Below are 26,822 nucleotides of genomic sequence, written 5' to 3' on the forward strand. Positions count from 1 at the left end.
TTGCAGGCCCTTTTTTTTCACTGCCAGGTGCGTTCGTGTGGCGCGCGGCGGGTTTTAGAAGGCGACGGATGTCTGCACATACAGGGTGCGCGGTTCGCCCACGTATTTGCCCTTGTTGTTGTCGTCGAAAGAGCGCGTGAAGTACTGGTGATTGAAGATGTTCTTCACCCCCACTGCGACATTCAGGTCTGACAGCTGCGGGCCGAAGTCATAGCCGGCGCGGGTGCTGAACAGCATGTAGCCGGGAATTCGACCGTTGCTGCCATCGGCGCTTTCGCGCGAGGTGTTGGCATTGTCGGCGAACTGGCTGCTCTGGTAGCTGCTGTCGAGATTGAGCTTCCACGGGCCTTCGGTGTAGCTCACCCCCAGGGTGCCCTTGTGCTTGGAAGAGAAGGGCACGCGGTTGCCCTTGTTCGGACCGTCCTCGCGAATCGTGGCATCGACGTAGGCGTAGGTGGCGTAGACATTGAAACCGGCCAACGCCGGATCCAGGCCATCCAGGGCGTAGTTGAGGCTGCCCTCGATCCCCTGATGACGGGTTTCGCCACGAGCGATCACGCTGTCGTTGGTCTGGTTGCTGTCGTACTGGTTGTCGAAGTTGATCAGGAACGCGCCGAGTTCCGCCCGCAGGGTGCCGTCGTCATAGCGGGTGCCCAGTTCCCAGGTGCGGGCCTTTTCCGGTTTGACCTCGCCGCTGGCCACACGGTTGGGCATCTGGCTGTACTGCACGCTGCCGAAGGAGCCTTCGGTATTGGCGTAGAGGTTCCAGCTCTCGTTGAGGTGATACATCACGTTCAGCGCCGGCAGTGCGGTGTTGTAGTCGCCCTGGTATTTGACGTGGGTGAGGTTGTTGCTTTGCTGGGACTCGATCATCTCGTAGCGGATGCCCGGGGTCAGGGTCCACTTGCCGATATCGATCCGGTCGTCGACGAAGAACGCGTGGGCCTCGGTGCCGCCGCGGGTGTCGCGGTCGTTGCGGCTGTTGCTGGTGGGCAGTTGCTGATTGGCGGTCAGCGGTGTGCGATAGCGCAGTTCATGCCCGGCCTCGTTGATGTAGCGATAACCGACCCCCACCTCGTGGCTGCTGGCGCCCAGGTCGAAGCCCTGGGCGAAGCGGGTTTCCAGGCCGCGCACCCAATATTCCCGGGGTGACAGGGAGAGGAAGCTGCCCTGGTCCAGGTAACCGCTGCGCAGGGTCTTGGTGAAGAAGCTGTTGACGGTGAATTCACGACGGTCTTCCTGGTAGCGGTAGCCGACGTTGAACATCGTGCGCCGGCCCCAGAACTTGTCGTAAGGGCGGGTCGACTGGTACGGGTTGGCCTTGTAGTCCGCTACGTTCAGGCCCCCCGGCATGTCCGCCTGACCTTCGTAGTACTGGGCCATGGCGTTGAAGCTGTTGGCCTCGTCGAGCTGGTACTTGCCTTTGAGGATCAGGTCGTCGATCTGCGTGTCGCTGTGTTCGCGCCAGTCGCCGCCGCGGGTGCCGGAGTACAGCAGGGCGCCACCCAGGCCGTTATCGGCGGTACCGCCGGCCAGCAGGTTGCCGGTGGTCTTGAAGCCGTCATGGCTGGAGGAGGGGCTGGTCTCGGTCTGAAAACCTCCCTTGACCGTTGGCGTATCGGGAATCGCCCGGGTCACGAAGTTGACGATGCCGCCGACGTTCTGCGGGCCATAGCGCACCGCACCGCCGCCGCGTACCACGTCCACCGCGTCCATGTTGCCCATGCTGATGGGGGCAAACGACAGTTGCGGCTGACCGTAGGGGGCGAAAGGCACCGGAATGCCATCCATCAACACCGTGGAACGCGAGGCCAGGCGCGGATTGAGGCCACGGATACCGAAGTTCAGCGCCATGTCGTGGCTGCCGGTGCCGTTGTTGTCCGGTGCATTGACCCCGGGAATCCGATTGAGCACGTCCCGCGCCTGGGTTGCACCTTGGTGTTCGAATTCTTCCCGGCGGATCACGTCGCGGGCGCCGGCGTGCTCGAACACATCGTTCTGCTGGGCATCACCGAGCCAGTCGCCCACCACGTTGGAGGCCTCCAGGTGCAGCGTTTGTGGGGCTTTGTCCGGGCTGGCCGGTTGCAGGCTGAAGGCATTGTTGCCTTCGGCGCGGGCTTGCAGGCCGGTGCCTTGCAGCAGCCTATCAAGGCCTTCCTGCGCAGCGTATTGCCCTTCCAGGCCACGGCTTTGCACGCCACGGGTGAGCTGTGAACCGAAGGAAATCAGCACCCCGGACTCCCGGCCGAACTGGTTCAGCGCGTCTTCCAGGGTGGTGGGGGCGATGTGATAACTCTTGGCTGCCTCGGCGGCCTGAGCCAGGGGCAGACCGCCGAGAGTCAGGCTGGCGCCCAGCAGCAAGTGGCGCAATGCGCGGGCCAAGGGAGTGAGACGGGTGGGTTGCTCGGTCATGAACGGGGGTCCTGAGAAGGGGGAATCAAGGTGGCTTTCCTTCTCTGTCACCCGAGCCGTTGCAAACGGCTCACCTGATCGGACATTTTTTTCGGCGGCAAAGACCCCTGTGCGAATGAACGGGCCGCTTCTACGCCCGTGCTTCAACAGTGACCCAATACCGGGTAAAGCGCCGCACCTTGACCGGCAGGCTGATTTCCAGAAGATCCAGAATCCGTTCGCTGTCATCCAGCGGATAGCTGCCGGAAATCAGCAGGTCGGCCACTTGCCCATCGCAGTTCAATTGGCCAGGGCGGTAGCGCCCCAGTTCATCGAGAAAGTCCGCCAGGCGCATGTGCGCCGCCACCAGCATGCCTTCGCTCCAGGCGCCGCTGCCGGCATCCAGGGCGCGGGGCGTTGCCCCGCGGTGACGGTCGAAACTCACCTGTTGCCCGGCCGCCACCTGAAAGGGCGCGGCCGAGTCGCTCAGGGGCTTTACGCTCACGCTTCCCGAGAACACCGCCAGGTGAGCGCGCGTCTTGAACTGGCGCAGGTTCAGCCGTGCGCCTTGCGGGCTTAGCCAGCCCTGGGCGGTCTGCACCTGCAAGGGGCGGGCGTCCTGGGCGCTGCTGAGCATGATCTCGCCCTCCAGCAGACGGATCAGCCGCTGCTGCCCGTCAAAGCGCACGTCCACGGCGCTGCGGGTATTGAGTTGCAGTTGGCTGCCGTCGCTCAGTTGCAGTTGGCGGCGCTGGCCCACCTTGCTTCGATAGTCCGCCAGCAGCGGCGGCAGCGGGTTGTGCTCGCGCAGGCCCCAGGCCGCGACCGAGCCGGCGCCAAGCAGCAGCAACAGCTTCAGCGCCTGGCGTCGACTGGAGGACCTGGGGCCGTTCAGAGCGGCATGGGCCAGGGGCGACGACACACCGCGCAAGCGCTGGTTGACCCGCTGGATATGCTCCCAGGCCCGTTGATGTTCGCTGTGGGCGTCGTGCCAGTGCTGCCAGGCCTGTTGCTGACGCGGGCTCAACGGCCCGCCGTGCATTTCCAGTAGCCAGTGCACGGCCTGCTCGGCCACCTGCTGGCTGAAGTCGGGCTGGCCGTTGAGGTGTGGATTCATCAAGGCACTCACAGGGCGAAGTAGCAGCGCATGGCAGCTTTGTTCAGGTGGCGTTTGACCGTGGCGATGGAGATGTTCAATTCCCGGGCGATTTCGCCGTAGCTCATGCCGTCCAGCTGGCACAGCAGGAAGGCCCGCTTGACCGGGCGCGGCAGGCCATCGAGCAAGCTGTCCAGTTCCATCAGGGTCTGCAGGATGATGGCCCGCTCCTCTTCGGAGGGCGCGAACTGTTCCGGCATCTGCGCCAGGGTTTCCTGATAGGCCCGTTCCAGGTCCTGGCGCCGGTAGTGGTTGAACAGCACACGCTTGGCGACGGTGGTGAGAAACGCCCGGGGTTCGATCAGGGCCGGTGTTTCCCGGGCGCCGAGCACTCGGACAAAGGTGTCCTGTGCCAGGTCGGCGGCGCTGTGCGGGCAGCCGAGCCGGCGTCGCAACCAGTTGTTCAGCCAGCTGTGATGGGCGTGGTAGAGGCCTTCGACGGTAGCGGAGTGGGACAAACCGGACGCTCCTGCGCGAACAAGACTTATTAGATAACAAGAATTGTTCGCATTTTAGAGGGTTGATACGGCATTCGGCAATCAGGGGGCGGCCGCGAAGTCAGGAGAAATTCGTCGCGGGCTTTTTGCATATGAGAATATTTATCATTAAAATGCCCGCCTGTTTTCCGGTCCCTGTGCGCGGTGCCGGCTTTCCTCTCGCTTCAAGGTCGAAACATGAAAAGCCAGGTCGGCGCTATCGCCACTTCCTATTGTCTGGCGTTGGCTTCGCAGGTTCTCGCCGCGTTGCTGGCGCACGCCTCCTGCTTCAAGCAGGGGCTCGCTCACCGGGTGCGGCCGCCAGTGCTCGCCCCGGCCTGTTGCTGAGCGAGCCGACGATGATGAGCACCTTGCCACCCAAGCCTTCTGAGTTGGAACACGCCGATCCTCAGGGCAGCCGCGCGCATTTTCTGCAGGTGTTCCTGTCCCAGCGGGCACAGATGGAAGCCCTGGTCAGCCGCCGGGTCGGTTGCCGGGCCACCGCTGCGGACCTGGTGCAGGACCTGTTCCTGCGCTTCTGGCGCCGGCCGCTGGTGCAGGTCGAAGAACTCAGCACCTACCTGCTGCGCTGTGCCGGCAACATCGCCATCGATCATCTGCGTAGCGAGGGCGCGCGGGTGCGGGTCAGTGAAGGCTGGCTGCCGGAGCAACAGGACAATCAGGGCTGCGAGCCCCAGGCCGCCCTGGAAGCCGGCAACGATCTGCGCCATGTCGAGGCCGCCCTGCGCAGCCTGCCGCAGCGTACCCGGCAGATCTTCCTGCTCAATCGCATCCACGGGCGCAAGTACGCCGAGATCGCCAAAGTCATGGGCCTGTCCCAAAGCGCCGTGGAAAAACACATGATGCGCGCCCTCGAAGCCTGCAAGGCCAGCCTGCGGGACCCCTCGACCCCGCGCACGCCAAGGAATGCACCGTGAACCACCGCTCCCGCGTTATCCCGACGCCCGCCCAGGAACAGGCGGCCCTGGCCTGGCTGAGCCTGCTCCACGATCAGCCCAGCAGCGGTGATCAGGCGACCTTCAGCCAGTGGCTGCAGGCCGACCCCGCGCACATCGAGGCCTATGCCCAGGCCCAGGTGCTGTGGGAGTTGAGCGAACAGCCGGCGCGGACCCTGGCCGATGAGGACGCCTTTGCCCTGCAAGGCCTGCTGCGCTCCATGGATGCGGCCAAGGGCCGAGCGCGACGACGCTGGTCGGCGGGCCTGGCCATGGCCGCCAGCCTGGTGCTGGCGGTGGCCCTGGGCACCGGTTGGCAGCCTGGGCGCTGGGTCGATGACCTGGGGGCCGACTACGTTTCCGCGCCGGGCCAGGTGCGCACCGTGACCCTGGCCGACCAGAGCCAGGTGACCCTGGACGCCGACAGCGCGATTGCCGTGGACTTCAGCGGCGGCGAGCGGCATGTGCAACTGCGCCGCGGCGCCGGATTCTTCAGTGTCAGCCACACCGGCGCGCCCTTCGTGGTGGCGGCCGGGGAGGGCGAGACACGGGTCCTGGGTACCCAGTTCGAAGTGCGCCTGCAACCGGCGGGCGCGCAGGTCACGGTGCTGTCCGGGCGGGTCGCGGTCACAGCGGCCCAAGGCGCGGCGCAGCAGGTCCTCGGCGCCGGCCAGCAAGTGGCCTACGGGCACGCTGTAGCGACCCCTTTGCACGGCGTCGACAGCGAGGCGCAACTGGCCTGGCGCCAGGGTTGGCTGAACTATTACCACGCGCCCCTGGGCGAGGTGGTGGCCGACCTGCGGCGCTATTTCCCCGGGCGCATTGTGCTGCTCAACGACGAGTTGGCGGCGCGCCGGGTCAGCGGCAGTTTCTCCAGCAAGGACCCGCAAGCGATCCTCGATTCCCTGCAGGCGGTCTTGGGCTTCGAGCAGCACCAGCTCTTTGGCCGACTCCTGGTTCTGCGCTGAAAAGCCCGTCCCAGAGCTCCCGAACATTCATCGAGATCACACCGTTCTGTCACCAAACCGTTATCTCGGACGCGGATGATCTGCGCATTCCTGAGCACATGGTCAGGATCGGCGAGGGTTGTGATTCAGCTCTCACAAGGGAGGGAAGGCTGAAGCGGGAGCAAGACGATGCGCAGCTGGGATGTCGCTAAAAAGAAGAAGGCCCACATCGAAATCATTCCGATGATCGACGTGATGATGTTTTTGCTGGTGTTCTTTGTACTCATCAGCCTCAACGTGATCCCGGCCGTAGGGATCAAGACGCAGTTGCCGGTCGCCAGCACCGCGCAACAGTTGAAGCCGCAAAACAAGGCGGTGATTACCCTGGGTCTGCAGGAACGTCTGCAACTGGACGGACAGGATCTGGATGAAGGGGCACTGTTGGCCCAACTCAAAGTGCTGAACAACGGCAGTGAAAAGTTGGTGATCATTATCAATAGCGATCAGGGCGTGGAAGTTAAGCGCCTGGTGTCGGTGATGGACTTGCTCAAGGGCAATGGCTTCTCTTCCGTCTCCATCGCTACACGCAAGTCCTGACGCCATGTTCGCCTTATATAAAACACGCAAGTGGCTGGCGTGCCTGCTGCCGGCTGGCCTGTTGTTGCTGGTGATCTATACCAGCCAGTTGCAGCAGTTGCAGATCAAGCCGGTGTACGACGAAAGCACCGTGGAAATTGCCCTGGTCGATGCCGCCGAACTGCTGGCCGCTGCCGAGCCACCGCCGCCGCCCGAGCCCGAGCCGTTGCCCATCGAGCCCGAGCCGCCGCAGGTGGTGCCGGAGGAAGAACCGCTGGTGATCGAGCCACCCAAGCCCAAGCCGGTGGTCAAGCCCAAGCCGCCCGTGCCCAAGCCCATGGTGGCCAAGCCTTCGCCACCCAAGCCGGCTCCGGCCGTGGCCCAGAGCGCTCCAGCAACACCGCAACCCGCCGCGGTGGCCGCCGCCCAACCGGTGGCGCCGGCGGCCGCCGTACCTGCTCCGGCCCCCGCCCCCGCGGCGCCCAGCAGTGCCATCAAGGAAAGCCTGTACACCGCCGCTTTGCGCAAGGAACTGGAAAAGCACAAGCAATACCCCAGCGGCCGCGAGGCCTCGCTGCAACGTCCCCAGGGCGATGTGGTGATCTGGCTGGAAGTCGATCGGGCCGGCAACGTGCTCGACAGTGGCATCGAAAACAAGGCGCCGAACATGTTGCTCAATCGCGCCGCGCAAACCAGTTTGCGCCGCGTGGAGAAAGTTTCACCGTTTCCCTCGGACGCGTTCTCCGGCAAGAACAAGCAACGTTTTACCGCGACCTTTAGTTACAACGTGGAATAAACCCATCACCTATTAACGAAAGTTGTAAGCAAGGGATTGACCCGTGAAGATCAATAAACTTTATGCCCTGCTTCTGGCATCGGGCCTGGGCAGTTTTGCGCCATTGGTTCTGGCCGACGACAGCGTCGACGTCGGTGCGGTGAACGTTGCCGGTAAACAGACCCTGGGCAACGGCCACATGATCAAGGAAGAAAGCGCCAAGGGGCGCTCTACCGTGACCAAGGAAGCCATGGACCAGATGGCCCCCACCGCCAACGCCGTGGACAAGCTCAAGTACACCCCGGGGATCAACGTCTCCAGCACCGACGCCACGGGGTTGAGCGGCACCAACTTCACCATGCGTGGGATGAACTCCGACCAGGTCGGGCTGTCTTCCGACGGTTTCCCGATCAACGATTCCGGGGACTACAGCATCTACCCCAACCTGATGGGCGACCCGGAGAACTTCAGCGAAGTCTTCGTCACCCAGGGTTCATCCGAAGCCGACGGTCCGCACATCGGCTCCAGCGGTGGCAACATCGGCCTGGTGACCATCCGCCCGAGCAAGGATTTTGGCGTGTTCGCCAAGCAGTCCATCGGCTCGAACAACGTGCGCAAGAGCTTCGCCCGCTTGAACACCGGTGACCTGGGCGGTTTCAAGACCTGGGTTTCGGCGTCCCACACCGAGGGCGACAAGTGGCGTGGCAAGGGCACCCTGCGCGCCGACAAGGTCGAGTGGAACACCCTGTTCGAAGACGGCAACGGCAACTCCACCAACGCCATCGTCAAGTACAACCTGCAGGAAAACTATAACTACAACAGCCTGAGCAAGGCCCAGTTCCAGAACCAGGGCCGGCGCCTGGACTACTCGGAAAACACCGTGTTCAAGAACGGCAGCGTGTCCCAGTCCTACAAGCTCAACCGCAATCCCTTCGAAAGCGTGACTGCTTCGCTGACCCAGCGCTTTCAACTGCGCGACGACCTGAGCCTGACCTTCAACCCGTACTACGTGTGGTCCAACGGCGGCAGCTTCAGCGGCCAGACCGCCAACAGCCTGTCCGCCAGCTCGAACAAGGCCGGCAACTACGACCTCACCGGCTTGCCCGCCGGCACCTACTACCGGCCGTCGTGGACCGAAACCTGGCGCCCAGGGATGACCACCAAGCTCAAGTGGGACCTCAACGAAGCCCACAGCCTGGACGTCGGCTACTGGTACGAGCGCGCTCGCCAGCGCCAGACCCAGCCCTTTATCGGGATCAAGGGCAACGGCGCACCGGAGAATGTCTGGGGCGACTACAACGGCTCCGACCAACTGGTGGACCGTAACGGCGTCACGGTCCAGGGTCGTCACCAGTACACCGTGACCCCGGCGCAGAAACTCTGGGTGCAGGACACCTGGCAGGCCACCCCGGACCTGACCCTGACCGGGGCCCTGGCCTACCAGTACGTGGAGCGTGACGGCAACAACCTCGGCAGCCTCACCGACAAGCCGGAAAAACGCGACGCCAAATACCACCAGTTCCTGCCCAGCTTCAACGCCAAGTACCAGATCGACCCGAACAACCAGGCCTTCTACAACGTCACCCGCAACATGCGCACGCCGCCCAACTACGTGCTCTACAACAAGGGTGACTCCATCAGCCTGAAACCCGAGCTGAGCTGGAACCAGGAACTGGGCTGGCGCTACAGCGAAGAGAACATGGCCCTGAGCGCGACCCTGTTCTACATCAGCTTCAAGGACCGGCAGATTTCCACCACCGACCTCAACGGCGACTACGTCGTGGCCAACGTTGGCGAAGTGAAGAACCGCGGCCTGGAGCTGGAGTGGAGCGGCAAGTTGCCCCATGACTTCAACTACTACGCCTCGTACACCTACACCAAGTCCGAGCAGATGGACGACCTGACCAACAAGAACGTGCTGCTGCCGACCTCCGGCAAGCAACTGGCCAACGTGCCGGAAAACATGTTCAACCTGAGCCTGGGCTACGACGACTCGCGCTACTACGGCAACGTGGTCGGCAAGTACGTCGGCGCCTTCTACGGCGACCTGACCAACGACGAGAAGATCGCCGGGCGCACTGTGGTCGACCTCAACGCCGGTATCCACCTGCCGGTGGACAAGAAGGTGCTGAAGTCCGCGACCCTGCGCTTCTCCATGCTCAACGTGTTCGACAAGGAATACCTGGCCTCGACCCGCACCGTGTCGTTCAACACCCAACGCACCAACGGTCTGGCGCCAAGCACGGCCTATTACAACGTCGGTGAGGAACGCACCGCGATGGTCTCCCTGGAAGCCGGGTTCTGATGCCCTTCAGGCACACGAGGAAATGACGATGGACATGAATCTGCTGCACGACATCACCTTCTACACCATGTACGGCGCCGCCGCGATTGCCGCCTTTATCGCCGTGGAGCGGGGCATCTACTTCAGCTTCAGCCTGCGTCAGGCGAAGAAACTGGAGAGCGTGCTCAACCCGAAGATGCACAGCGTCGACGACTTGCCAGCCGAGCTGCGCCAGCGCAACAGCCTGCCCCTGGAGATGGTCGCCGAGCTGTTTGCCCACAAGCAGGGGCTGGCCAGCCACAAGGACCTGGAAGACTTGAGCGAGTCGATCTACATCGCCACCCGCAGCAAGCTGATGCATGGCCTGTGGCTGCTGGAAACCGTGGTTACCGCCGCGCCCTTGCTGGGCCTTCTGGGCACCATCCTGGGGATCATCGACACCTTCAAGGCCCTGGCCGAAACCGGCGTCAGCGACCCGGGCGAAGTGTCCAAGGGCATCGGCACCGCGCTCTATGCCACGGCCCTGGGCATCGCCATCGCCCTGGGCAGCATGATCTTCCACAACCACTTCCAGGACCGGGTCGAGCGCATCACCGACCACCTGAAGATCCTCCTGCTGCGCGCCGGCATGGGCACCGCGCTGAAGGCGCCGCCGGCACCGCAAGCGCTCCACGGCAGCCTGCAACCGGCCTGATGGCCTAGCCTGTAGCCGCTGCCGTAGGCTCGGGCCGCGTTCGGACGATCGACGGTGAAGGCGCGCTGTACCCCCAGCGCTCTTCTCTGCCCGATTGCCCTGCGCCAGCGGATTTTTTTCGTGATCTACCAAGGATTTCTTTTATGTCCCGTCTTCGTCCCATGCCCCGGTTGCTGGGTGCACTGACCCTGGCCCTGGTCGCCCTGGCCGGTTGCAGCTCGCTGACCCGCGAGCCGCAACCGGTGGCGGTGAACATCGTCGCCATCAACGATTTGCACGGCTACCTGCAAGCCAACCCCTTCAGCTACCAGGACCCGCAGGCCCCGGGCGGCATACGCAGACTGCAGGCTGGCGGCATCGCCACCCTGGGCGGCATGCTGACCCAACTGCGCCAGCAGGACCCGCAGCTGCTGTTCATCGGCGCTGGCGACCTGGTGGGCGGCAGCCCGCCGCTGTCGGCCATGTGGGCCGACGAGCCGACCCTGGAGGCCCTGCGCCAGATGGGCATGAAGCTCAGCGCCATCGGCAACCACGAACTGGACAACGGCAAGGCCGAGTTCCTGCGCCAGCTCAACGGCGGCTGCCAGTCGTCGCGGCCGGACAAGGCCTGCCAGTTCCGCCCGAACTACCCCGGCAGCGGTTTCCCCTACCTGGCGGCCAACCTGCTGGACAGCGACACCGGCCAGCCGCTGTTGCCGGCCTATCGCATCGAGGAAGTGCGCGGGGTCAAGGTGGCCTTCGTCGGCGCGGTGCTGCGGGATGTGGCCTCGGTGGTCAGCGCCAAGGGCATGCGTGGTTTGCAGGTGACCGATGAAGCCGATGCCATCAACCGGCTGATCCCCGAGCTCAACGCCCAGGGGGTCAACGCCATCGTCGCCGTGGTGCATCAGGGCGGCGCGACCCCGGAGCCGTTCGACCAACCGGACTGTTCGCAACTGAGCGGCGATATCGTCGATGTGGCCAAGCGCCTGGACCCGGCGGTGGATGTGCTGATCAGCGCCCACTCGCACCAGGGCTACCTGTGCAAGGTCGGCCCGCTGCTGGTGACCCAGGGCAATGCCTACGGCCATCTGCTGACCCACCTGACCCTGCAAGTGACACCGGGCCAGCACCGGGTGGCGAGCATCCAGGCGGCCAACCTGCTGGCCGATCCGGCACGTTATCCACAGGACCCGGCCCTGGCGCAGTTGCAACAGCAGGTGGAGGCCCGCAGCAATAAGGTGTTGCTCAAGCCGGTGGGGGCCATTGCCGCCTCGCCGATTGCCCGGCGCGCCGATGCCGCCGGGGAAATGCCGATTGGTGACCTGATCGCCGACGCCCATCTGGCCGGCGGCCGGGCGGGTGGTGCGCAGATCGCCTTCATGAACACCGGTGGGATTCGCAGCGACCTGGCCCTGGAACCCGGGCAGACTCAGGTCAACTACGGGCAACTGGCGACCCTGCAGCCGTTCAACAACAACCTGATTGCCTTCGACCTCACCGGCCGACAGATCGAACAGGTGCTCAACCAGCAGTGGAAGGGCGCGGACGATGCCAACATCCTGCAAGTGTCCCAGGGCTTCAGCTATCGCTGGGATGCCAAGCGTCCGCCGGACAGCCGCGTAGTGCCCGGCAGCCTGCGCCTCAATGGCCAGCCGCTGCGTGCCGAGGCGAACTACCGGGTGGTGATGAACGGTTTCCTGGCCGATGGCGGCGACCGCTTCAGCCTGTTCAAGAGCGGCCGCAACCGCAGCGACCTCGGGCTCAGTGACCTCGACGCAATGCTCCAGTACCTCAAGGCCATGGACCAGCAGGGCCGGCCAGTGGGCTCCAGCACCAGCGCCGGGCGTATCCAGCGATCCCTGTAGCCGCAGGGGGGATGCCGCGAGGCACAGGCGTGGTGTTTGCCGTCATGAAAATATTTTCAAAAAACAGGTGAGGTCTTTGCGTTCGAGCTACGTGTAGTGCTTGAAAGTGCGACTAATTCGCATTCACGACTTTTTTACACGCGAGTCTCAAGCATGAAGTCCAGGGCACATTCGGCGGCAAACGCTTCGGTCAAACGGTGGTTCGGCGCTTCGGCGCTGGTGGTTTCAGGGGCGGCGCTGCTGCCTCTGAGTGTTGCATTGGCAGCCCAGGTCGGTGCCGAGCAACACAGCGCGCTGTTCAACTTTTCCATCGCGGCCAAGCCGTTGCCCCAAGCCCTGAGCGATTTCACCCGGGTCACCGGGATCAGCGTGGTCTACACCGACGACGCGCCCTACAGCCTCCAGGCACCTGCGATCAGCGGCCAGCTCAGCGCCGACCAGGCGCTGCAGCAGCTGTTGGGCAATTCCGGTTTCACCTACCGGCACAGTGATGCTCGCACCCTGGTTCTCGAACCCTTGCCGAAAAGCGCCGGATTGAACCTGGCGCCCACCAGCATCACCGCCCAGGGGCCTGACGACAGCACCAGCTACCAGCCGCCGGCCACCACCTCGGTGGCCCGTAGCCAGGCGCTGAACCAGGAAATCCCGCAGATCATCAACGTGGTTCCGGCCCAGGTGCTGAAGGACCAGACCCCGCGCAACCTGGATGACGCCCTGAAGAACGTCAGTGGCATCACCCAGACCAACACCCTGGGCGGCACCCAGGACGCGGTGTTGCTGCGCGGTTTTGGCGACAACCGCAACGGGTCGATCATGCGCGACAGCATGCCGGTGGTGCAGGGCCGGGCGCTGAATGCCACGGCGGAGCGGGTTGAAGTGCTCAAGGGCCCGTCGTCGCTGCTGTATGGCATCCAGGACCCGGGCGGGGTGATCAACGTCGTCAGCAAGAAGCCTGAGTTGCAACAGTCCACTTCCTTGACCGTGCGCGGCTCGACCTACGGCTCGGGCAAGAACGGCAGCGGTGGCAGCCTGGACACCACCGGGCCGCTCGGCGACTCCGGGCTGGCCTACCGCTTGATCGTCGATCACGAAGACGAAGATTACTGGCGCAACTTCGGCACCCACCGCGAATCCCTGGTGGCGCCGTCCCTGGCCTGGTACGGCGAAAGCACCAAGGTGCTGCTGGCCTATGAACACCGCGAATTTCTGACCCCGTTCGACCGCGGCACGGCCATCGACCCCAAGACCAATCACCCGCTGGACATTCCGGCCACCCGGCGCCTGGACGAGCCGTTCAACAACATGGAAGGGCGCTCGGACCTGTATCGCTTCGAAGTCGACCACGAGCTCAGCGACGACTGGAAAGCCCACTTCGGCTACAGCTGGAACCGCGAAACCTACGACGCCAGCCAGGTGCGCCTGACCGCGGTGAATGCCAACGGCACCCTGACCCGAAGCATGGACGGCACCCAGGGCGCCCTGACCACCGACCGCTATGCCACCGCCAGCCTGGAAGGCAAGGTGCAACTGGGCGGCATGCAGCACGACCTGGTGTTCGGCCTGGACGACGAGTACCGCAAGATCTACCGCGCCGACCTGATCCGGCAGAAAAGCCGGACCACCTTCAACTACCTGAACCCGGTCTACGGTCGGGAAGTGGCCGGCACCACGGTCAGCGCCCCGGACAGCGACCAGACCGACCTGCTGCGCAGCGACTCGCTGTTCTTCCAGGACGCCATCCACCTCACCGACCAGTGGATCCTGGTGGGCGGCGGGCGCTTCCAGGAATACGACCAGTACGCCGGCAAGGGCCGGCCGTTCCACGCCAACACCGACAGCAACGGGCAGAAGTTCGTGCCCCGTGCCGGGCTGGTGTATCGCTACACCGACCAGCTGTCGTTCTACGGCAGCTACACCGAGTCGTTCAAACCCAACTCCAGCATCGCCCAGCTGGCTGGCGGCACCGCGGTGCTGGACGGCTCCATCGCCCCGGAAGAGGCCAAGTCCTGGGAGCTGGGCGCCAAGCTCGACATCCCCGGGCGCATCACCGCCAGCGCGGCGCTGTTCGACATCACCAAGCGCAATGTGCTGGTGTCCACGGCCACCGCCACCGAGACCGTCACCAGCGTCGCCGGTGAAGTGCACTCCCAGGGCTTGGAGCTGGACCTGACCGGGCAGCTCACGGATCAGTGGAGCCTGATCGGCAGCTATGCCTACACCGACACCGAGGTGACCAAGGACACCCAGTACAAGGGCAAGCAACTGCAGAACGTGGCCAAGAACAGCGGCTCGCTGTCGGCGGTCTACGACTTCGGCAGCCTGATCGGCGGCGACCGCCTGCGGGTCGGCGCCGGGGCCCGTTATGTCGGCCAGCGCGCCGGGGACGCGCCCAACAGCTTCGACCTGCCGGGCTACACCGTGGCCGATGCCTTCGCCACCTACGACACCCGGCTCGAAGGGCAGAAGGTCAAGTTCCAGCTCAACGTGAAGAACCTGTTCGACAAGACCTACTACACCTCGTCGGCCAGCAAGTTCTTCGTGTCCATGGGTGATGCTCGCCAAGTATCGCTGTCTAGCACCCTGGAGTTCTGATGAAGGCCCTGACCCTGAGTGCGTTCCTGGCGTTTTGCGGCGCGGCCCAGGCCGTCTCGCCAACGGATGAACGCCTGTACCACCGCGAACAGCAAGTGCAGTTGCCGGGTGCCGGCAGCAGCTGGGGCTTTATCACCCTGGACCCGACCCGGCCCTACCTTTACGTGGCCCGGCGCGAGAACGGCCTGAGCGTGTTTGATGTGGACAAGCAGCGTCTGCTGCGCACCGTCGAGCAATCACAGGGAGCCAACGGCGTGGTGGCGTTGCCCGAACTGAACCGTCTGCTGGTGCTCAACACCGACGGCAGCCTGGGGCTGGTGGAGTTATCCACACTCAAGCCGCTCAAGCGCATCGCCGTGACCCAGAGCAACCTCAATAGCGCGGTGTACGAGCCGCGCACCGGGCAGGTGATCATCGTCAGCGGACGCCGGGCCGATCGTTCGACCCTGTTCGTGTTCGATCCCAAGGAAGAACGGATCACTGCGGCCCATGAGCTGGCGGTGAAGAAGATCGACCCCTTGCTGCTCAAGGGCGATGGCAGTTTCTTTTTGCCGATGCGCGACGAAGGCATCGTCGCGCGGTTGTCCTCCAGCAGCTTCAAGGTCCTGGATCGCTGGCAGTATCCCGACTGTCAGCGGCCCAGTGCCCTGGCCCAGGATGAACAGCGTGGGCGGCTGTTCGTCGCCTGCCGCGGTGAGCGGCCGCTGCTGCTGGTGCTCGACCGCGACAGCGGCGCGCTGAAGGCCAGCCTGCCGATCACCCGCGACGTCAACGCCCTGGCCTACGACCCCCAGGCCCGGCGCTTGCTGATCGCCAGCGGGGTGGACGCCAACCTCAGCGTCATCGCCCAGCTCGACGCCGACCGCTACCAGGCCCTGGGCAGCGTCAGCACCCAGCCCATGGCCTACAACATGGCATTCGACCCCAGCAGTCAGCGGGTCTATCTGGCGGCGATGGACTTCACCCAGCCGGCCGCCAGCCCGGCCGACCCCAAGCCGGATCCGCTGTTTCACGCCAATACCTTCAAGGTCATCACCCTGGCGCCCTAGTCGGCGCCCAGTGCCAGGGCTTGCGCTTGTGCCGCGCAGTCGCCGCTGGCGGTCAGGCCCTTGGTGCGGACGGCCAGTAACTCTTGCCGGGCGCCGGCGAAGTCGGCCTGGAAGGTCGGGTCGGCGTGCAAGCGTGCCACGGTGGTCGCGCCGATCTCGCGGCCTTCGCGCACATCGCTGTACCAATGCACGTTGCACACCATGCGACTTTCCGAATAGGCCCGGCCACGGGCCCAGAGCGCGTTGCCGTGCTCGGGGGCCAGTTCGCTCAGCAGCAGCGCCCAGGCCCAGCCGATGGCGCTGTGGCCCGATGGGTAGGAACCGTCCGCGGCCAGCTTGGCCTCATCTTCCGGGGTGCAGCTGGGCTGCTGGTTGTAGACGAAGGGCCGGGTGCGCTGGTAGCGCTTCTTGGCGCTGTAGGTGGCCAGCCCGGCGTCGGTCAGGGTCCGGCGCAAGACTCTGTACAACACCGGTGTGTGCTGTTCGCTGATTGGCGCATCCAAGGCACAGGAAAACGTCTCAGCGGCGGCGGGGAACTTCAGGTTGGCATCGCTGATGGCCAGCTCCCAGCGTTTGCCGCCGCGCAAGGCCTGGCTTTTTTCAGCCATGCGCTGGTCCAGAGCGAAGGCCGGAGTGCCCGGCGCAGGAGGTGGCGGCAACAGCGACAGACTATTGGGCAGATCCTGCTGTTTCAGATAGCCGATCAAGTAACCCGGCCGGAACTCCGGGATATTTTCCGCTGTACCGGTTTGTTTGGCTGCGACAGGGTTGAACAGGCTTATAAACAACAGGCTGGATAAACTTTTCAATAATAGGCGTTGCATGGAAATGGCACCTCTAGGTATTCGAACTGTTATATCGGCTCTGTGTATTGAGTTACTTGATGTTCCAGGAATAGTTGAACATCAAGCGGGTGTCGTCAGTGTCGCGAATGAAGTTCTTGGCGTAATTGGAACGATAGAGCGCACTGCGCAGGCGCACACTCAAGTTTTTCAGTGGGCCTTGTTGCACGACATAGCGCAGTTCATTATCCAGCTCCCATGATTTGCCAATAGTGCGGGTGCCGGTGATCTGGGCATGGCTGCCGGATATATAGCGACTATTGAGGCTCAGGCCCGGCAAGCCCAGGCTGGCGAAGTCATAGCCATAACGCAGGGCCCAGGAACGCTCCTTGGCATTGGCGAAGTCGCCCAATATGGACAAGTTGATCAGGTTGGCATCGGCCCCCAGGATGTTGGCATACCCGGTGTCGCCCAACATTCGCTGGTAGGTCAGGCCAAGGCTGTGGCCCTTGTAGGCGTAGCCGAGCATCCCCTGCAATGCGCGGTTGTCGATCTTGCCGCCCTTGGCATCGCCGTAGTCGTTCATCAGGCTCAGGCGCAGATCGCCGCTGAACGTTCCCGGTCCCCAGGGGCTCTTGCCGACCAGGGTGAAGACCTGCTGGCGGTAGATGTCCTCCAGTTGGGCGACATGCACGCGAGCCAGCCATTGCTTGTGGAATCGGTAGTCGATGCCTGCCATGTCGAAGTGTTCCGCGGTTGCCCCCTGGCCTTGAAAGCGCCGGTTCAAGGGGCTCAGGGTCAGCGGGGTGTACTCCGTGGCGTTGCGCTGCATGACCCGGCTCAGGCGCCCGGCGGTCAATTCCAGGTCGTCGATTTCATTCGAGGTCAGCAGCCCGCCTTCGAAAACCTGCGGAAACAGGCGGCCGTCGTTGGGTTTCAGCGTCGGCAGTGTCGGTGGCACCAGGGCGCCGAACTTGAATTGGGTCTTGCTGGCCTTGAGCTTCCCGGCCAGGGCCAGTTTCCAATAGTCATCCTCGGCCCGGCCATTGCGCGCCACCTTCAGCAGCCCGGTGCCGCTTCGGCCGGGGGCGGAATCCAGCTTGATCCCGAGCATGCCGATGGCGTCGGCACCGACACCAATGCGGCCCTCGGTAAACCCCGAGTCCAGGTGCAGGAGGAAGCCTTGCGCCCATTCTTCTCGGGGTGGGGCGGTGCCTTCGCGATAGTCCCGGTTGAAGTAGTAGTTGCGCAGTTCCAGGCGAGCGCTGCTGTCGTCCAGCAGTTTGGCGTTCACCGGAACGGCCAGTATCGAGGCACATATTAGGGTCGAGCACTGGACCCATTGTCGTGGCAAGTTTCTTGAACGCATTGCATCGTCCTCTGTTCTTGTTGTTTTTGGAGTAAGGCGATTGACGACTGAGGTGTTGAGTTATTGCCGGTTCATTTAATTAATGAAGGTTTCGGGTGTTTGGTTATGGGGGTGATGTTGCTGGGTGTTTCAATTGGTTGGCTTAAATGGTGTGTGGTTGTGTGTTGGGCTTTTGCCTAATGCCAGGGGCTTCAAGGTCTAAAGATTAAGTTGGGGTCGAGGTTAAACAAGAATCATCACTTCTGTGAATGAAGTGGTAACTGAGGTTTTAAAATAATTACTTGTTTATGTTTTTGAGTGTCATATAAGAGCTTGTTGGAAGTGCTCTTTTATGGAAAGGCGTGTGGGATTTGTTTAATTGGTTTGTAAGAATCGTCTTGTTTAAGTAAGGAACTTGAGTCAATTACTGATTCAGGCGTACCCGCGTGGGGCTGGGCACAAGAAGGGGCCGGCAGAGGTGGTTTATCGGTCGTCCGAACCTTGGCCCAGGAATGCCAGGCGATAGTCCCCCGGTGTTCCCCCCAGGGCCTGACGGAAGCGATTGCTGAAGTGGCTGGCGCTGGCAAAACCACAGGCCAGGGCGATCTCGCCCAGGGGCAGGGCCGTGCGGCTTAGCAACTGTCGGGCCCGGCTCAGGCGCCGGGCCAGGACGTATTGATGGGGTGGCAGGCCGAAGCTTGCGCGAAACATGCGGGCGAAGTGGTATTCGGAGAGGGCGCACAATCCCGCCAGTTGGCCCAGGCTCAGGGGCGCGTCCAGCTGGCTGTCGATGTAGTCCACCAGCAGGCGGCGCTGGTGCGCGGCCAGGCCGCCCTTGAGCCGGGCCCCCTGGCGCGGGCCTGCTTGATTGAGCAGGGCGTGGCTGAGCATCTCGTGGGCCAGGCTGCTGGTCAGCAGGCGCTCGCCGGGCTCGTCCCAGTTCAGGCGGACCAACTGCGCAAAGCGCCGGGTCTGCTCGGGGTCGTCGACGAAGGTGCTTTCGCGCAGGTGCATTTCCCGGGGTTCGCGGTCCAGCAGGGTGACGCAGCCCAGGGCGAATTGTTCGGGGCTGAAATACACGTGGGCCAGGCGGATATCGCCGTTGATCACCCAGGCCGACTGGTGCTCGGCGGGCAGGATGCACAGCTTGCCCGGGGCGCCCTTGCTGCCCGGCTGATCGCGGCGAAAGGTGCCGGTGCCGCCGGCCAGATAGCAGGACAGGGTGTGGTGACCGGGCGCCTGATATTCCTGGGCGTCGTGATGGTTGCTCCACAAGGCCGCGGACAAGCCGTCACCGAGCTCGGCGCTGTGCTCAAGGCGAGCATGGGGCGAGCGGTTGAGGGCTTGGAAGACTTGCAGGGTATCCAGTGCGGGCATGGTGGGGGCGTCAATCAACGGTCCGTTTACCGGTGTTTCGCATGCTACTCCGTCGTCCCTGCGCTGCCAGCCCCGGGCTGATAAAAAGCGCAAGTTTGTGCAAGCGCGCGAGGTCCGAGGGGCAGGACACTGCACACCTTGCCAAGGAGTCGCGCCATGAACCTATCGCTGTACCTATTGACCGTGCTGATCTGGGGCACCACCTGGATCGCCCTGAAACTGCAACTGGGGGTGGTGGCGATTCCGGTGTCCATCGTCTATCGCTTCGCCCTGGCGGCCCTGGTGCTGTTCGTCCTGCTGCTGCTCAGTCGCAAGCTGCAGCCGATGAACCGTCGTGGCCACCTGATCTGCCTGGCCCAGGGCCTGTGCCTGTTCTGCATCAACTTCATGTGCTTTCTGCACGCCAGCCAATGGATTCCCAGCGGCCTGGTGGCGGTGGTGTTTTCCACCGCGACCTTGTGGAACGCCCTCAATGCGCGGGTGTTCTTCGGCCAGAAGATCGCCCGCAACGTGTTGCTGGGCGGCGGCCTGGGGTTATTCGGGCTGGGGCTGCTGTTCTGGCCCGAGCTGGCGGGCCACAGCGCCAGCCCGCAGACCTTGCTGGGACTGGGCCTGGCCCTGCTCGGCACCCTGTGTTTCTCGGCGGGCAACATGCTCTCCAGTCTGCAGCAGAAAGCCGGGCTCAAGCCGCTGACCACCAATGCCTGGGGCATGGCCTACGGCGCGACGATGCTGGCGGTGTATTGCCTGGCCCAGGGCATTGCCTTCGACGTGGAGTGGAGCACCCGCTACATCGGCTCGCTGCTGTACCTGGTGATACCGGGTTCGGTGATCGGCTTTACCGCCTACCTGACCCTGGTGGGGCGCATGGGCCCGGAGCGTGCGGCGTACTGCACCGTGCTGTTTCCGGTGGTGGCGCTGAACGTCTCGGCCTTTGCCGAAGGCTACCAATGGACCGCCCCGGCGCTGGCCGGGCTGGTGCTGGTGATGCTGGGCAACGTCCTGGTGTTCCGCAAACCCAAGCCGCTGTCGACAGCCAAGGCCGCTACCGCCTGAGCAGGCGCTGGCTTGTGTAGGAGCTGGCTTGCCAGCGAACTCGGTTTCCGGATTTGCGCGGAACTTGCGGGCCCCTTCGCCGGCAAGCCGGCTCCTACGGGGCGGTGGTGGCTGTGGCATTGGTTGTAGGAGCTGGCTTGCCAGCGAAGGGGCCATCAAGGCTATTGCGTCAACCCTTCCACACCTGCGGGTTGACCAGGTCCTGCGGGCGCTCGCCCAGCAGGGCGCTGCGCAGGTTGGCCATGGCGCGGTTGGCCATGGCGTCGCGGGTCTCGGTGGTGGCCGAGCCGATATGCGGCAAGGTCACGGCGTTCTTCAGCTGGAACAGCGGCGATTCTGCCAACGGCTCCTTCTCGTACACATCCAGGCCGGCGCCACGAATCTGGCCTTTCTGCAAGGCGTCGATCAGCGCCGGTTCATCCACCACCGGACCACGGGAAATGTTCACCAGGATCGCGCTGGGCTTCATCAGCGCCAGTTCGCGGTGGCTGATCAGGTGCCGGGTCTGCTCGCTCAACGGCACCACCAGGCAGACGAAATCCGCCTCGGCCAAGAGTTGCTCCAGGCTGCGAAACTGCGCCCCCAGCTCCTGCTCCAGGGCCACCTTGCGGCTGTTGCCGCTGTAGAGAATCGGCATGCCGAAGCCCAAACGCCCACGGCGGGCGATGGCCGCGCCAATGTTGCCCATGCCGACGATGCCCAGGGTCTTGCCGTGCACATCGCAACCGAACAGCGCCGGGCCGACGCTGGCCTGCCATTGTCCGGCCTTGGTCCAGGCATCCAGCTCGGCCACCCGGCGAGCGCTGCCCATGAGCAGGGCGAAGGCCAGGTCGGCGGTGCTTTCGGTGAGCACGTCCGGGGTGTTGGTGAGCATCAGTCCGCGTTCGTTGAAGTAGTCCAGGTCGTAGTTGTCGTAGCCCACCGAAATGCTCGATACCACTTCCAGCTGCGCGGCGTTTTCCAACTGCGCGCGCCCCAGCTTGCGGCCGACGCCGATCAGGCCGTGGGCCCGGGGCAGGGCCTCATTGAACTGCGCGGCGATGTCCCCGAGCTTGGGATTGGGAACGATGACCTCGAAGTCCTGTTGCAGGCGTTCGGTCATCTCGGGGGTGATGCGGCTGAAGGCAAGTACAGTCTTTTTCATCGCGGGAAGGCTCGTCAGGCGGGTGGGAATGCCAAGCAAGCTAACATTTTTGCCGCCGCCGCCAAAGCGCCCACCACGGGCCGGCTTGTTGTAGGAGCTGGCTTGCCAGCGAAGGCGGCCTCCAGGTTTGCGCCTGACATGCGGCCCTCTTCGCCGGCAAGCCGGCTCCTACGGGTGGGGCGGTGGTTTGGGCGGGCGCGCTGGCAGTCAATTGGCCAGGCGGGCACCGGTGAGGCTGCTGCTCAGTTCGTAGGCCGCCAGTTCCGCCTGGTGCGCAGCGAGGATCTCCGGCAGGGAGCCGCGCAGGTATTCGACCCAGGTCTTGATCTTGGCGTCCAGGTACTGGCGCGACGGGTAGATGGCGTACAGGTTCAGCTCCTGGGAGCGGTACTTGGGCATCACCCGCACCAGGGTGCCGTTGCGCAGGCCTTCGATGGCGGCATACACCGGCAGCACGCCAATGCCCATGCCGCTGATGATCGCAGTCTTCATCGCGTCGGCGGAGTTCACCAGGAACGGCGAGCTGTTGATGGTGACCATTTCCTGGCCTTCCGGGCCGTCGAAGGCCCACTTCTCCAGCGGAATCACCGGGCTCACCAGGCGCAGGCAGGCGTGGTTCAGCAGGTCGCTGGGCTTTAGCGGGCAGCCATTGGCTTTCACATAGGCCGGGGAGGCGCAGACGATGCTGTAGGTGATCCCCAGGCGCTGGGAGACGAACCCCGAGTCCGGCAGCTCGCTGGCCAGGACGATGGACACGTCGTAGCCCTCGTCCAGAAGGTCCGGCACGCGGTTGGCCAGGGTCAGGTCGAAGGTCACGTCCGGGTGCGACTTGCGGTAGCGGGCGATGGCGTCGATCACGAAGTGCTGGCCGATACCGGTCATGGTGTGCACTTTCAACTGGCCGGCGGGGCGGGCGTGGGCGTCGCTGGCCTCGGCCTCGGCTTCTTCGACGTAGGCCAGGATCTGCTCGCAACGCAGCAGGTAGCGTTTGCCGGCTTCGGTCAGGGCGATACGGCGGGTGGTGCGGTTGAGCAGGCGGGTTTGCAGGTGAGCCTCTAGATTGGAGACTGCGCGCGAGACGTTGGCCGTGGTGGTATCCAGCTGCACCGCGGCGGCGGTGAAACTGCCGGCTTCGGCCACACAACTGAAGGCACGCATGTTTTGCAAAGTGTCCATGGGGTGCTCTCTGGGGAGATGGCAAATTGTGACACGAAGTTACGGGGGCTTGGATAGGCGACCAAGGGATTATCGCGTTTACGGTAACAAAGAATCACAGGAATCCCTGCTTATCGCCGCCCCGGCCGCCCCCTAGAATTGCCCCGATCCGTAGGAGTCGGCATGCCGGCGGTCCGCGCAACGCGGTGTAGCAGGCGTCTCGCTGCGCCGGCCGGCCGACTTCCACGAGAGAAATACTCCCCCCCGATCTTCAGGAATTCGCAGCAGTGCCGCGTCGCATCAGCAGAGGGTTCAAGACCCTTAGTGTTTGGGCTTTATCGTTAGCAATCAGCGGCTGCATCGGAACCGGAGGCATTGCCCCACAAGGCAAGACACTTCCCGCTAATACCTTGGCCACCGACGAGGCGATCCAGAGCGCCGCGCAAGATGCCCACTGGCCCAGTGTCCAGTGGTGGCAGGCCTACGGCGACCCGCAGTTGAACCGCTGGATCAGCCTCGCCGTGCAAGGCAGCCCGAGCCTGGCCATGGCCGCCGCCCGGGTGCGCCAGGCCAAGGCCCTGGCCGGTATCGCCGAGTCGGCCGAGTCGCTGCAGATCAACGGCGACGCCACCCTCAAGCGCCACAACTGGCCCACTGATCAGTTCTACGGCCCCGGCGCCCTGGCCAACACCACCACCTGGGACAACAACGCGGCCCTGGGCTTGAGTTATGCCCTGGACCTCTGGGGCCGCGAAAGCAACAACACCGAGCGCGCCGTCGACCTGGCCCACATGAGCGTGGCCGAAGCCCGCCAGGCCCAGCTGGAGCTGGTGAACAACGTGGTGCGCAGCTATATCCAGCTGTCCTTGCACTTCGCCCAGCGCGATATCGTCGCCGCCACCCTCAAGCAGCAGCAACAGATCCTGGCCCTGGCGCAACGGCGCCTGGACGGCGGCCTGGGTACCCATTTCGAAGTCAGCCAGGCCGAGGCGCCGCTGCCGGAAACCCATCGCCAACTGGACGCCCTGGACGAAGCCATCGCCCTGACCCGCAACCAACTGGCGGCCCTGGCCGGCAAGGGTCCGGGGGAGGGCGCGCAGTTGCAGCGGCCGAGCCTGTCCCTGGGCGCTGCGCTGAAACTGCCCTCGGCCCTGCCCGCCGAACTGCTGGGGCAACGCCCGGACGTGGTCGCCAGCCGCTGGCAGGTGGCGGCCCAGGCTCGCGGCATCGATGTGGCTCACGCCGGCTTCTACCCCAACGTCGACCTGGTGGGCAGCATCGGCTTCATGGCCACTGGCGGCGGCGCCCTGGAGTTCCTCACCGGCAAGAAGCTCAACTACAACGTCGGCCCGGCCATCAGCCTGCCAATCTTCGACGGCGGCCGCCTGCGCTCGGAACTGGGTGACGCCGCGGCCGGCTACGACCTGGCCGTGGCCAAGTACAACCAGACCCTGGTGGACGCGCTGAAAAGTATCTCCGACCAGATGATCCGCCGCGAGTCCATGGACAAGCAGCAAGTCTTCGCCGCCGAGTCGGTGGCTGCGGCGCAGAAGACCTACGACATCGCCACCGTGGCCTTCCAGCGCGGCCTGACCGACTACCTGAATGTGCTCAACGCCCAGAGCCTGCTGTTTCACCAGCAGCAGATCCAGCAGCAGGTGCAGGCCGCGCGCCTGACCGTCCAGGCGGACCTGGTGACGGCCCTGGGCGGCGGGCTTGAAGCCGGCCGCGACGTACCCGCGGACAATCGCACCCAGGCACCCAAGACCCCCGCGGCCCTGGCCGTGTTCGACCACTGAAGCAGGCTCCCATGACTTCCTTGCCCGCCCCTTTGCGCTGGCTGTACTCCCTTGAATGGCGCCGGGGTTTCTTCGACTGGGCACGCAGCGACGGCGTGACCTGGGTGTATATCTTCAAGGTGCTGGCCGCCGCGTTCCTTACCCTATGGCTGGCCATGCGCCTGGAGTTGCCGCAACCGCGCACGGCGATGATCACCGTGTTCATCGTCATGCAGCCGCAAAGCGGCCAGGTGTTCGCCAAGAGCTTCTACCGCTTTCTCGGCACCTTGACCGGCTCGGCGGTGATGGTGGCGCTGATCGCCCTGTTCGCCCAGAACACCGAGCTGTTCCTCGGTTCCCTGGCGATCTGGGTCGGCATCTGCTCGGCCGGTGCCGCGCGCTGCCGCAACTTCCGCGCCTACGGTTTCGTCCTCGCCGGCTACACCGCGGCGATGGTCGGCCTGCCGGCCCTGGCCCATCCGGAAGGCGCCTTCATGGCGGCGGTGTGGCGGGTGCTGGAGATCTCCCTGGGGATTCTCTGCTCGACCCTGGTCAGCGCCGCGATCCTGCCGCAGACCGCCAGCGCCGCGATGCGCAACGCCCTGTACCAGCGCTTCGGAGTGTTCGCCCTGTTCGTCACCGACGGCCTGCGCGGGCGCAGCCAGCGCGACAGTTTTGAAAGCAGCAACGTGCGCTTCATCGCCGAGGCCGTGGGCCTGGAAGGGCTGCGCAGCGTCACCGTGTTCGAAGACCCGCACATGCGTCGGCGCAACGGCCGCCTGAGCCGCCTGAACAGCGAGTTCATGGGCATCACCACGCGCTTCAACGCCCTGCACCAGTTGCTCGAACGTCTGCGCAGCAGCGGTGCCGATCACGTGGTGGCGGCGATCAAACCCGGGCTCTACGACTTGGCGGAGTTACTCGACGGCTTTTCCGGCCGGGCTCTCACCAGCCCTGATGCGGCGCGCCTGGCCACCGCCCTGGCGACCTACAAGAGCGAGCTGCCGGCGCGGGTGCGCAGCCTGCGCGCAGCGTTCCAGGAGACTGGCCCGAGCGACGCCGAGCAACTGGATTTTCACACCGCCTACGAGCTGCTCTACCGCTTCGTCGACGAGATGCACAGCTACGCCCAGACCCACGCCTCCCTGGCCGACCACAGCCACGAACGCGAGCGCTGGGACGAGCCCTACACGCCGCAGACCAACTGGTTGGCCAGTGCCGCTTCGGGCATTCGCGCGGCCTTCGTGCTGCTGGTACTGGGCAGCTATTGGGTGGCCACGGCCTGGCCCAGCGGCGCCACCATGACCCTGATCGCCGCCGCCACCATCGGCCTTTCCGCCGCCACGCCGAACCCCAAGCGCATGGCCTTCCAGATGGCCTGCGGGACCTTTGTCGGCGCGCTGGTGGGCTTCGTTGAAATGTTCTTCGTGTTCCCCTGGATCGACGGTTTTCCCCTGCTGTGCCTGATGCTGGCGCCGGTGATCGTGCTCGGTTCGTTCCTCGCTTCCAGGCCCAAGTACGCCGGGGTCGGCCTGGGCCTGCTGATCTTTTTCAGCACCGGTTCGGTGCCGGACAACCTGACCGTGTACAACCCCTACACCTTCATCAACGACTACATCGCCATGGTCATGGGCATGCTGGTCTGCGCTGCCGCCGGGGCGATCATCCTGCCGCCCAACAGCCGCTGGCTGTGGCGGCGCCTGGAGCAGGACCTGCGCGGCCAGGTGGTGTACGCCATCAGCGGCAAGCTCAAGGGCCTGGCGTCGAGCTTCGAGAGCCGCACCCGCGACCTGCTGCACCAGGCCTATGGCCTGGCGGTGGGCCAGCCCAAGGTGCAGAGCGAACTGCTGCGCTGGATGTTCGTGGTGCTGGAAGTCGGTCACGCCATCATCGAGTTGCGCAAGGAGCAGGCGATCCTCCCGGTGCACCCGGCCTATGCCGAATCCCAGCCCTGGCGCCAGGCGATCCGGGTCATGGGCCGCTCCCTGGTGCGGCTGTTTTTGCAACCGAGCCAGAGCAACCTGGAGCGCGGCCTGATCGCCGTGGACCACGCCATCAGCCGGGTCCAGGCCACCGACGAGCCCTTTGCCCCGCACTTCGACACCTCGGCCCTGCGCCGGGTCAAGAGCTACCTGCACTTCATTCGTACTTCACTGCTCGATCCGCAATCGCCGCTGGCGGCCTATGCCGTGGCCAAGCCGGCGGCGCCTGCACCCCAAGGACTTGACCATGCCTCGTGAAATCGCCTTCCACGGCGTTTACATGCCCACCATGACCCTGATGTTCTTCATCGCCGCGGCCCTGGCCTGGGCCCTGGACCGGTTCATCGCCGGCTATGACCTGTATCGCTTCTTCTGGCACCCGGCGCTGCTGCGCCTGAGCCTGTTCTGCTGTCTGTTCGGCGCCATGGCGCTCACTGTCTACCGTTGAGACCCCCGC

21 protein-coding genes are annotated in these 26,822 nt (G+C 64.4%); 13 read left to right on the top strand and 8 right to left on the bottom strand.

What is annotated here, in order from left to right:
• Positions 1-54 precede the first annotated feature (54 nt).
• The 3 genes from fecA to DNK59_RS04680 all read right to left on the bottom strand — a co-directional run bounded on the left by fecA (position 55) and on the right by DNK59_RS04680 (position 4,005).
• Positions 55-2,412 carry a TonB-dependent Fe(3+) dicitrate receptor FecA gene (fecA, locus tag DNK59_RS04670; protein WP_110722419.1) on the bottom strand — a complete coding sequence of 786 codons (2,358 nt, stop codon included), beginning with the start codon at positions 2,410-2,412 and terminating at the stop codon, positions 55-57.
• Between the two features lie 130 nt (positions 2,413-2,542).
• On the bottom strand, positions 2,543-3,508 hold the full coding sequence (locus DNK59_RS04675; RefSeq protein ID WP_110722420.1) for a FecR domain-containing protein: 966 nt from the start codon (positions 3,506-3,508) through the stop codon (positions 2,543-2,545).
• Positions 3,509-3,516: 8 nt separating this feature from the next.
• A complete protein-coding gene (locus tag DNK59_RS04680) occupies positions 3,517-4,005 on the bottom strand; it encodes a sigma-70 family RNA polymerase sigma factor (RefSeq protein WP_110722421.1) in 489 nt (162 codons plus the stop codon).
• Positions 4,006-4,382: 377 nt separating this feature from the next.
• Between DNK59_RS04680 and DNK59_RS04685 the strand changes: the two genes are divergently transcribed.
• From DNK59_RS04685 to DNK59_RS04725, 9 genes are all read left to right on the top strand, one after another.
• Positions 4,383-4,961, top strand: coding sequence for an RNA polymerase sigma factor (locus DNK59_RS04685; RefSeq protein ID WP_110722422.1), 579 nt, complete (start codon positions 4,383-4,385; stop codon positions 4,959-4,961).
• Positions 4,958-5,947 (top strand): FecR family protein, encoded by a 990-nt coding sequence (locus tag DNK59_RS04690; protein ID WP_110722423.1) that lies wholly within the window; start codon positions 4,958-4,960, stop codon positions 5,945-5,947. Before DNK59_RS04685 ends, DNK59_RS04690 begins: the two co-directional genes overlap by 4 nt.
• A 168-nt stretch (positions 5,948-6,115) precedes the next feature.
• Entirely contained in the window at positions 6,116-6,523 is a 408-nt protein-coding gene (locus tag DNK59_RS04695) for a biopolymer transporter ExbD (protein ID WP_060837609.1), read from the top strand.
• A 4-nt stretch (positions 6,524-6,527) separates the two neighbouring features.
• Positions 6,528-7,298: an energy transducer TonB gene (locus tag DNK59_RS04700; protein ID WP_110722424.1), complete on the top strand. Its 771-nt coding sequence runs from the start codon at positions 6,528-6,530 to the stop codon at positions 7,296-7,298.
• Positions 7,299-7,341: 43 nt separating this feature from the next.
• On the top strand, positions 7,342-9,582 hold the full coding sequence (locus DNK59_RS04705; protein ID WP_110722425.1) for a TonB-dependent receptor: 2,241 nt from the start codon (positions 7,342-7,344) through the stop codon (positions 9,580-9,582).
• A 28-nt stretch (positions 9,583-9,610) separates the two neighbouring features.
• Positions 9,611-10,255, top strand: coding sequence for a MotA/TolQ/ExbB proton channel family protein (locus tag DNK59_RS04710; protein WP_060837612.1), 645 nt, complete (start codon positions 9,611-9,613; stop codon positions 10,253-10,255).
• A gap of 143 nt (positions 10,256-10,398) precedes the next feature.
• Complete coding sequence (locus tag DNK59_RS04715; protein ID WP_110722426.1) at positions 10,399-12,102, top strand: bifunctional UDP-sugar hydrolase/5'-nucleotidase; 1,704 nt, start codon at positions 10,399-10,401, stop codon at positions 12,100-12,102.
• 153 nt (positions 12,103-12,255) lie between these two features.
• Positions 12,256-14,694, top strand: coding sequence for a TonB-dependent receptor (locus DNK59_RS04720; RefSeq protein WP_092319751.1), 2,439 nt, complete (start codon positions 12,256-12,258; stop codon positions 14,692-14,694).
• Positions 14,694-15,743 (top strand): YncE family protein, encoded by a 1,050-nt coding sequence (locus DNK59_RS04725; protein ID WP_110722427.1) that lies wholly within the window; start codon positions 14,694-14,696, stop codon positions 15,741-15,743. Before DNK59_RS04720 ends, DNK59_RS04725 begins: the two co-directional genes overlap by 1 nt.
• On the opposite strand, the gene DNK59_RS04730 is transcribed toward DNK59_RS04725, so the two are convergent.
• From DNK59_RS04730 to DNK59_RS04740, 3 genes are all read right to left on the bottom strand, one after another.
• Entirely contained in the window at positions 15,740-16,450 is a 711-nt protein-coding gene (locus DNK59_RS04730; protein WP_256596292.1) for a phosphatase PAP2 family protein, read from the bottom strand. The genes DNK59_RS04725 and DNK59_RS04730 overlap by 4 nt on opposite strands.
• A 169-nt stretch (positions 16,451-16,619) precedes the next feature.
• A complete protein-coding gene (locus tag DNK59_RS04735) occupies positions 16,620-17,894 on the bottom strand; it encodes an OprD family porin (protein ID WP_110722429.1) in 1,275 nt (424 codons plus the stop codon).
• Positions 17,895-18,356: 462 nt separating this feature from the next.
• The gene (locus DNK59_RS04740; RefSeq protein ID WP_110722430.1) at positions 18,357-19,250 is read right to left on the bottom strand and encodes a helix-turn-helix transcriptional regulator; all 894 of its coding nucleotides are present in this window, start codon (positions 19,248-19,250) and stop codon (positions 18,357-18,359) included.
• 156 nt (positions 19,251-19,406) lie between these two features.
• On the opposite strand from DNK59_RS04740, the gene DNK59_RS04745 reads away from it, so the two are divergent.
• The gene (locus tag DNK59_RS04745) at positions 19,407-20,306 is read left to right on the top strand and encodes a DMT family transporter (RefSeq protein WP_110722431.1); all 900 of its coding nucleotides are present in this window, start codon (positions 19,407-19,409) and stop codon (positions 20,304-20,306) included.
• A 169-nt stretch (positions 20,307-20,475) separates the two neighbouring features.
• Here DNK59_RS04745 and DNK59_RS04750 read toward each other — a convergent pair whose 3' ends face one another.
• Together DNK59_RS04750 and DNK59_RS04755 are read right to left on the bottom strand one after the other, a co-directional pair.
• The gene (locus tag DNK59_RS04750) at positions 20,476-21,450 is read right to left on the bottom strand and encodes a D-glycerate dehydrogenase (RefSeq protein ID WP_110722432.1); all 975 of its coding nucleotides are present in this window, start codon (positions 21,448-21,450) and stop codon (positions 20,476-20,478) included.
• Between the two features lie 207 nt (positions 21,451-21,657).
• On the bottom strand, positions 21,658-22,626 hold the full coding sequence (locus DNK59_RS04755; RefSeq protein ID WP_092319763.1) for a LysR family transcriptional regulator: 969 nt from the start codon (positions 22,624-22,626) through the stop codon (positions 21,658-21,660).
• Between the two features lie 266 nt (positions 22,627-22,892).
• Between DNK59_RS04755 and DNK59_RS04760 the strand changes: the two genes are divergently transcribed.
• Genes DNK59_RS04760 through DNK59_RS04770 form a run of 3 tightly spaced genes read left to right on the top strand, consistent with a single transcriptional unit; the run spans position 22,893 to position 26,813 of the window.
• Positions 22,893-24,404 carry an efflux transporter outer membrane subunit gene (locus DNK59_RS04760; RefSeq protein WP_110722433.1) on the top strand — a complete coding sequence of 504 codons (1,512 nt, stop codon included), beginning with the start codon at positions 22,893-22,895 and terminating at the stop codon, positions 24,402-24,404.
• An 11-nt stretch (positions 24,405-24,415) separates the two neighbouring features.
• Positions 24,416-26,623, top strand: coding sequence for an FUSC family protein (locus DNK59_RS04765; protein WP_092319767.1), 2,208 nt, complete (start codon positions 24,416-24,418; stop codon positions 26,621-26,623).
• Positions 26,613-26,813 carry a DUF1656 domain-containing protein gene (locus tag DNK59_RS04770; protein ID WP_110722434.1) on the top strand — a complete coding sequence of 67 codons (201 nt, stop codon included), beginning with the start codon at positions 26,613-26,615 and terminating at the stop codon, positions 26,811-26,813. The genes DNK59_RS04765 and DNK59_RS04770 overlap by 11 nt, the downstream gene beginning before the upstream one ends.
• The last annotated feature ends 9 nt before the right edge of the window (positions 26,814-26,822 follow it).

It is taken from the genome of Pseudomonas sp. TKO26 (genome assembly GCF_003225665.1).
GTDB classification, from domain to species: domain Bacteria; phylum Pseudomonadota; class Gammaproteobacteria; order Pseudomonadales; family Pseudomonadaceae; genus Aquipseudomonas; species Aquipseudomonas saponiphila.

What these genes read in the sequence shown, in the direction of transcription:
- fecA (WP_110722419.1), bottom strand. Translation starts at nt 2,412, where the DNA reads ATGACCGAGCAACCCACCCGTCTCACTCCCTTGGCCCGCGCATTGCGC.
- DNK59_RS04675 (WP_110722420.1), bottom strand. Translation starts at nt 3,508, where the DNA reads ATGAATCCACACCTCAACGGCCAGCCCGACTTCAGCCAGCAGGTGGCC.
- DNK59_RS04685 (WP_110722422.1), top strand. Translation starts at nt 4,383, where the DNA reads ATGATGAGCACCTTGCCACCCAAGCCTTCTGAGTTGGAACACGCCGAT.
- DNK59_RS04695 (WP_060837609.1), top strand. Translation starts at nt 6,116, where the DNA reads ATGCGCAGCTGGGATGTCGCTAAAAAGAAGAAGGCCCACATCGAAATC.
- DNK59_RS04700 (WP_110722424.1), top strand. Translation starts at nt 6,528, where the DNA reads ATGTTCGCCTTATATAAAACACGCAAGTGGCTGGCGTGCCTGCTGCCG.
- DNK59_RS04710 (WP_060837612.1), top strand. Translation starts at nt 9,611, where the DNA reads ATGGACATGAATCTGCTGCACGACATCACCTTCTACACCATGTACGGC.
- DNK59_RS04715 (WP_110722426.1), top strand. Translation starts at nt 10,399, where the DNA reads ATGTCCCGTCTTCGTCCCATGCCCCGGTTGCTGGGTGCACTGACCCTG.
- DNK59_RS04720 (WP_092319751.1), top strand. Translation starts at nt 12,256, where the DNA reads ATGAAGTCCAGGGCACATTCGGCGGCAAACGCTTCGGTCAAACGGTGG.
- DNK59_RS04725 (WP_110722427.1), top strand. Translation starts at nt 14,694, where the DNA reads ATGAAGGCCCTGACCCTGAGTGCGTTCCTGGCGTTTTGCGGCGCGGCC.
- DNK59_RS04735 (WP_110722429.1), bottom strand. Translation starts at nt 17,894, where the DNA reads ATGCGTTCAAGAAACTTGCCACGACAATGGGTCCAGTGCTCGACCCTA.
- DNK59_RS04740 (WP_110722430.1), bottom strand. Translation starts at nt 19,250, where the DNA reads ATGCCCGCACTGGATACCCTGCAAGTCTTCCAAGCCCTCAACCGCTCG.
- DNK59_RS04745 (WP_110722431.1), top strand. Translation starts at nt 19,407, where the DNA reads ATGAACCTATCGCTGTACCTATTGACCGTGCTGATCTGGGGCACCACC.
- DNK59_RS04750 (WP_110722432.1), bottom strand. Translation starts at nt 21,450, where the DNA reads ATGAAAAAGACTGTACTTGCCTTCAGCCGCATCACCCCCGAGATGACC.
- DNK59_RS04755 (WP_092319763.1), bottom strand. Translation starts at nt 22,626, where the DNA reads ATGGACACTTTGCAAAACATGCGTGCCTTCAGTTGTGTGGCCGAAGCC.
- DNK59_RS04765 (WP_092319767.1), top strand. Translation starts at nt 24,416, where the DNA reads ATGACTTCCTTGCCCGCCCCTTTGCGCTGGCTGTACTCCCTTGAATGG.
- DNK59_RS04770 (WP_110722434.1), top strand. Translation starts at nt 26,613, where the DNA reads ATGCCTCGTGAAATCGCCTTCCACGGCGTTTACATGCCCACCATGACC.